The sequence below is a fragment of the Mycoplasma imitans ATCC 51306 genome (genome assembly GCF_000518305.1).
GTDB lineage: Bacteria > Bacillota_I > Bacilli_A > Mycoplasmatales > Mycoplasmoidaceae > Mycoplasmoides > Mycoplasmoides imitans.
In genome coordinates this window covers 105,819-111,966 of the sequence record NZ_JADI01000004.1, presented here as the reverse complement: position 1 = coordinate 111,966, position 6,148 = coordinate 105,819, and the positions used below count along the sequence as shown (strand labels likewise).

The 6,148-nt window shown below is 27.1% G+C and carries 6 protein-coding genes; 2 read left to right on the top strand and 4 right to left on the bottom strand.

The window, feature by feature from the left end; genetic code table 4:
* Positions 1–1,003: 1,003 nt before the first annotated feature.
* Entirely contained in the window at positions 1,004–1,867 is an 864-nt protein-coding gene (locus P690_RS0100485) for an MG_279/MG_280 family protein (RefSeq protein ID WP_027121852.1), read from the top strand.
* 73 nt (positions 1,868–1,940) lie between these two features.
* Here the strand turns inward: P690_RS0100485 and P690_RS0100480 are convergent, their stop codons facing one another.
* Together P690_RS0100480 and rsmI are read right to left on the bottom strand one after the other, a co-directional pair.
* Positions 1,941–3,134, bottom strand: coding sequence for an AAA family ATPase (locus P690_RS0100480; RefSeq protein ID WP_245576638.1), 1,194 nt, complete (start codon positions 3,132–3,134; stop codon positions 1,941–1,943).
* A 25-nt stretch (positions 3,135–3,159) separates the two neighbouring features.
* Positions 3,160–3,981: a 16S rRNA (cytidine(1402)-2'-O)-methyltransferase gene (gene rsmI / locus P690_RS0100475; protein ID WP_027121850.1), complete on the bottom strand. Its 822-nt coding sequence runs from the start codon at positions 3,979–3,981 to the stop codon at positions 3,160–3,162.
* Between the two features lie 66 nt (positions 3,982–4,047).
* On the opposite strand from rsmI, the gene P690_RS0100470 reads away from it, so the two are divergent.
* On the top strand, positions 4,048–5,367 hold the full coding sequence (locus P690_RS0100470; RefSeq protein WP_027121849.1) for a hypothetical protein: 1,320 nt from the start codon (positions 4,048–4,050) through the stop codon (positions 5,365–5,367).
* Between the two features lie 38 nt (positions 5,368–5,405).
* Here the strand turns inward: P690_RS0100470 and P690_RS0100465 are convergent, their stop codons facing one another.
* Together P690_RS0100465 and rpmB are read right to left on the bottom strand one after the other, a co-directional pair.
* Positions 5,406–5,819 carry an OsmC family protein gene (locus P690_RS0100465; protein WP_027121848.1) on the bottom strand — a complete coding sequence of 138 codons (414 nt, stop codon included), beginning with the start codon at positions 5,817–5,819 and terminating at the stop codon, positions 5,406–5,408.
* Positions 5,820–5,904: 85 nt separating this feature from the next.
* Positions 5,905–6,099 carry a 50S ribosomal protein L28 gene (gene rpmB, locus P690_RS0100460; protein ID WP_027121847.1) on the bottom strand — a complete coding sequence of 65 codons (195 nt, stop codon included), beginning with the start codon at positions 6,097–6,099 and terminating at the stop codon, positions 5,905–5,907.
* Between the last annotated feature and the right edge of the window lie 49 nt (positions 6,100–6,148).

The following is a 6,148-nucleotide window of genomic DNA, read 5'->3' as shown; positions in this document are numbered from 1 at the left end:
TTTTTCGTGTTCGTTTAAATCTAATCAAGTTATTTGGTCAGAAGGGTTAAGTTTTAAATATTCAGCTTCAAAAGCTTTAGCTAATTGGTAAGAAAAACTGCTTTCGTGAGCAATTGGTGAAGAATTAATAAAAAGTACTTTACTCATGATCTATCTTTCTATAAATAAGTTTAATTACCTATATTATACTATTAAGGTTCTTATATTATTTTTTTGTACTTTTAGTTATCAAAATTTTGATTAGATAAATCGGATTCTTATCTGGAACTATCGTTTTATATTTGTTTAAATTTGTGTTTTTTTTAAATACCAAACAAAGAATAGTTAAGCAATTTTTATAAAAATAAATATAATTTTGTTTTTATTAAAAATACACGGTAAATTTAAATAAAATCAATATTAAAATTATCATATAAAAACTAGATTTATTAATTTATCGATGTCGATTTTACGCTAATGTATGTAAATGAAATCTGAGCAGAAAGATGCTACATTTAATAAAAATTCGCTATTTATTAAGTTTATGCGAACTATAGTGAAAACTTATTATTAAATTTTTAGATTAAAGTAATTGCATTTTTAAAATTCGTATTAATTAAAAATAATTATAAAAACGTCGTTTTTACCGTTAATTTTTAAAAATTTATATTTAAAAAATATTTATTTATAAAAAAGTTCAATCAAATGTTTTAAATTAAGCTACATTTCTTTTTTTAAATTTGAGTATTTGGAAAATCACTGTGCGGTTGATTAAATAAAAATTCACAATAAGAAAGCAGTTAGGTAGACGAACACTTTTTTCTTCTTGATGTTTGTGATAACACGTTGGAGATATTTTTAATTTAATAATCTTTATCGTGATTATGAATTTGTTATAATTAAAAATTACTAGTCGACATAATTTAGTTTATTGTTTTGGCTTTTTTGATAGATAATTTTTTATAATTTTATATTTTAGTTGTTACTGAAAATTAATTAATAATACTTAAGTATTTGATTAGACATGGTTAGATTTTTTAATAAAGTAATTAGAAGATTTATATACATCGTAGGCTTAGTCGTAGTATTAGCACTCGGTGGTATAGGTGTAGCTGGTGTCGTATTTAACGAAACAATTTCTACTTATTACAAAAACTTCCAGGATAGAAACAACGGGTTGTTGGGTCAAACGCAAGAAATATTAAAAGATGTTCAAAATATTGCTGCAAATCCTGAAATAAAAACAATTCCTAGAAAAATTGATGATGCAATAAGCACTGTTGGTGGTAGTTTGGATGAATTTAAAACTACAATAAGTAATACTAAAGATAATGTAGCTTCTGTAGAACAATCTATACAAGAAATAAGAGATACATTAAAGAAGCATGAAGTGACTTTTAAACTGGTAGCCCCCCAAGATTATGAAAATGCAATGCGTAGACTAGACGAGTTTGAAAAAACTGCAATAAATTTACGCGATGAAGTGATTCCGAGTGCTGAAAAAGCAATAAATAATGTCGATATGGGATTAGATGATGCTAGAAAACTTCATGACATTATTAATATTTCACAACTAATTGATAATGTTGACAAAACTGTTGCTCCAATTAGCAATATAGTTAGCAGTTTAATTCAAGTAAATAACGCCGTTAGTTCAGATCAGTTTTCACAAAATCTAAAATTTGTATCATTAATTCTAATGTCTGTCAGCTTCACATTATTATCATTAGGTGTTATTACTTTGATATTAAGACTAATATTCTATAAATCAGTAAACGGCTATATTGTTAAAAGATCAAAAGCAAGAAAACAATTAATTGAATTTTTCGAAAAAGCTTGTTATCAATACCCAGGACTAGCAGAAGAAATAAAAAAGGAATTAGAGTAACTCAATTTAGTTTTATTGAGTGATTAAAAAAAATGATCTCGTCGAGATCATTTTTTTAATATAGTTATTCTGATTATTTTTCTTTTCTTCATTTTAATCAGTATTCATTCATTAGTTTTTCATTATAGTTGTGTGTTTGTTTCACGTAATATTTCTTGTCTCTAATCTCTCTAGGTAAATAATCTTGGCTTACTCAATGGTTATCATAATTATGAGGGTTTTTATATTTTTGCATATTATTTAAAGGGCTTGATAAATCAAATGGATTTTTTTTAATATGTCAAGGAACATCATGAATATTACCGTTAGCGACTTCGATTAAGGCATCTGATATGGCTTCGTAAGCACTACTTGATTTTTCAGATAATGCCATCTCTATAACAACGCTGCTCAAGATTTGGTTAGCTTCTGGGAAACCAACCTCTTTTGCAGCTTGAGTTGCTAAGTAAACTCTCGAACATAATTCAGGATTTGCTAAACCGATGTCTTCATAAGCGCAAGCTATTAATCTTCTAGAAATTGTTACTAAATCTTTTGTAGCAATTAATTGAGCTAAATAATAAACAGCAGCATCAGGATCTGATCCTCTAATCGATTTTTGTAATGCTGATTTTAGATCGTGAAAAGTGTCTCCATATGAAGCTAATGCAACATTATTATCAATAACATTTTTTAACGTTTCTTCGGTAATTTTTACATTTTTGTAATAAATATCTAATAGCTCAATTATATTAATACCTTTACGCAAATCTCCATTAACCATATAAGAGATTTTATATAAAATGTCATCGCTAATATTTGTGATATTTTTTTCCTTAAGAACTTTTTTATAACCTTCAAAAAGTTCGATACTTGTAGGATTAACTAATTGAACTGTATGAACGCGAGAACGGATTGCTGGATTAATACTAAAATAAGGATTTTCAGTTGTAATCCCAAATAAAATAAACGACTTAGCATCCAAACCCTTAATTAAGATATCTTGTTTATCTCTGTGCAATCTATGAATTTCGTCTATTACGATTACACATTGATCGTATTCTTTAGATTTATTTATGAATTCTTTTAATTCTTGCAAACTATCACTAGCTGAATTAAACCGAAAACTAGGTAAATTCATTTCTGAAATCAAGATATTGCATATAGTTGTTTTACCTATTCCAGGTTCTCCGGTAACTAATAAAGAATATGGTTTTCTAAGATCTACCATTCTTTTTAATATTCCAAATTCGTGCAATAGATGCTTTTGTCCTATTATGTCACTCATTGACTTAGGTTGGTAAAAAGGTTCTTTATTTTTCGATACAAAAAGCATATAGTAATGAACTCTTTAAGTTGTATTTATCAGCTAGATACTTGCATGCATCTTTTGGACGCATTTTATATTTTATTAATGTATTTAATTCGTTAATTATTTCTTGATTTATTTCTTGATTTTTACTAATAATTGGTTTATTAATTAAAATCACAAATTCACCTTTATATTCAATTTTACCGATTATTTTATCGATTTTTCCAAAATATAATGACTCAAATTTTTTGGTTAATTCTCTTGCTACGCAAACTTTTAAATCTGGAAAATTTTCATTAATAATTTCTAGGGTATTTTTAATTCTATGAACTGATTCGTAATATATTAATGTGGTTTGATATTTAAGTTTTTCATTCAATTCATTAATAATTTCTTGTTTTTTGTAACCCAAGAAACCACCATAATAGAATTGCGAGCTATCAAAGCCACTAGTTGCTAGCGCACAAAGCGCAGCATTTGAACCATTAATACAAATAATCTGGTTAAAATCATTATTTCTTAAATAACTAACCAATTTTTGTCCAGGATCATTGATACAAGGAAAACCTGCATCACTAACTAGTCCAACATCATTATTATTTAAATAATTTTCAATCTCCTTAAATCGATTAGACTCGTTGAATTTGTGATAACTAATTATTTTCTTGTTGCTAAAATCGATATTCAATAAAATTAATAATTTTTTAAAATTCTCCGTATTTTCGCAGTAAATAATTTCTAATCTATTAAGAATTTCTAACGCACGATTATTAATTTCACTAAGATTACCAATCGGTAATCCTACTAAGTACAAAGCCGACATATTATAATTCTAGTTCTAAAAAATTTAATATTGATAAAATCAATAAGTCTATAAAATGTTTATATAATGACAAAATATATTGAAAATAATGCGCTTAGCACTTACAAATTCAACCCAAGAGGTTTAAAAGCCATTATTTTTATAGGTGTATTTAGTTCGCTAGTTTCCATAGGCTTTTTAATGATAGGCGGTGATGTTTCACCTGGATTCAAAGTTTTTTTTAATTTCATCTGATATCCATTTGTTGGTTTGGGATATTGCATCTCAGCTATAGCAATTGGATTTGATGTCTACACCCATAAACATTTAACTTTTAAACAATACATATATAAAAATCGTTTCTTTTATTTTTGTTTTTATACGTGCGCTATTATTAGTATTATCATATTCATTATTACTTTAACAATCTTAAGAAATAGGAATGATAATCTTGTGCAGTTAGGAATTCTAGCTAACAAAAATGACCCACTTTTAGGATGAGGCACTAATCCAAAAAATTGATACGGATTTGTATTTTTATACACTTTATTACCTTTAGCTAACTACAACGTTATTGGTACAACGTTTGTTGTTACATTATTCTGATTTAATTTATTTGGTTTTTTAATCATTAACTTCTTAAATAAATTTGGATTTTTCTGAAATACTTTACTTATTGTTATCTTAGTAACTTATTGTTTCTTTACTCATATTTGTTTATCAATAGCAACAGAAAATGAGGCTGTAGGTAAAGCTAATCCATGACTTTTTGAAGTGTTTAGATATAGCGGAATCATCAACACTATGACCCTATTTTATTTCGGGTTATATATGCGTAAATACATTAGGATTTGAAAATTCAAATTTTCGTTAATTACATTAGGCGTATTAACTTTATCAGCAATAGTTATCCAGACTGTATTAGACTTTACTTATTACAAGAAAATAGTGTTTGATTTTATATTAGCTAACGCTTATGCTTCACCATTAATCTTAATTTTGTCTTGATTATGACTAAATACTTTTTTAGGATATAACACAAATGATAAAAGGTCTAATTCTAAGTTTATCAACCAATTTAATAAATTAACCAACCATATCGGTTTTTGTTATCCATTGTGATTCCAACTAGTTGGATGAACTTCAACTTTTGTATTTGGTTACTTATTCATAAATATAATTGGTAAAGTTGATATCAATCCTTCTTGATATCAATCGATAAAATTATCATTTAAGTTATCAGCAGAACAAAACAATTCTGTATTTGTTTCTTTAATCTTCTTCAATCTAATAATTATTCCAGCCGTATATTATTACCCTGCAAAATTTATGGTTTTTGCACTAAGAAAAATTGATCAAGGGATTGCTAACAAACGTGAAAGCAAAGTAAATAAATATTACCAATAAACCTTACTAGGAATTATTGGTAATATTTTTCATATTCTTTATTTTAAAGTAATCTTTTCGTCAATTACGATTCTTCCAGATAATGAATTAAACACTGGGCAGATCTTGTGAGAGTATTTAATGATCTCTTTTATCTCTTCTAATGTCTTGTTAGATTTAACAATTCATTCAATTTCGATCTTTCTTAGACCATAGTATTCATCTGCTGGTTCTGGATCTCTCCATGCTTGGATCTTCATTTCTAATTCTTGAAGTTGTAATCCAAACACTTTAGGTCCGTAATAGTTAATTACGCTCATTTCACATCCCATTAAACCATTTAGCATTAATTCTAATGGTGTAGGTGCTTTAGTAGCTGAAGAATCCATAACAAGTTCATGTCTTGGAGTTTTACCCGTAACTGTACGATCAGGGTTTAATTTTGCTGTAAATTCGTATTCTTTTCTAGCCATAATAAATTTTTTTAATGTTTTATTTTTTATAACATGACAAAAAAACAGCGTCATATAACGCTGTATTTCATATTTTAATTAAGTACTAAGCCAATAGGTCTAGTTTTCTTAATGTTCTGATCGTTCTAGCTGAAACTTTAACAGTTAATGCACCACGATCAGTTTTTACTTTAACTTTTTGTAAGTTTAAGTTTCAACGACGCTTGGTAATGTTTAAAGCGTGAGAACGATTATTTCCCGCTAAAGGACCAAGCCCGGTTAGATCATCTCTACGAGCCATATTTTGTTTATTATTTTTATACCTTAACTATTTTAACATATTAGCAATA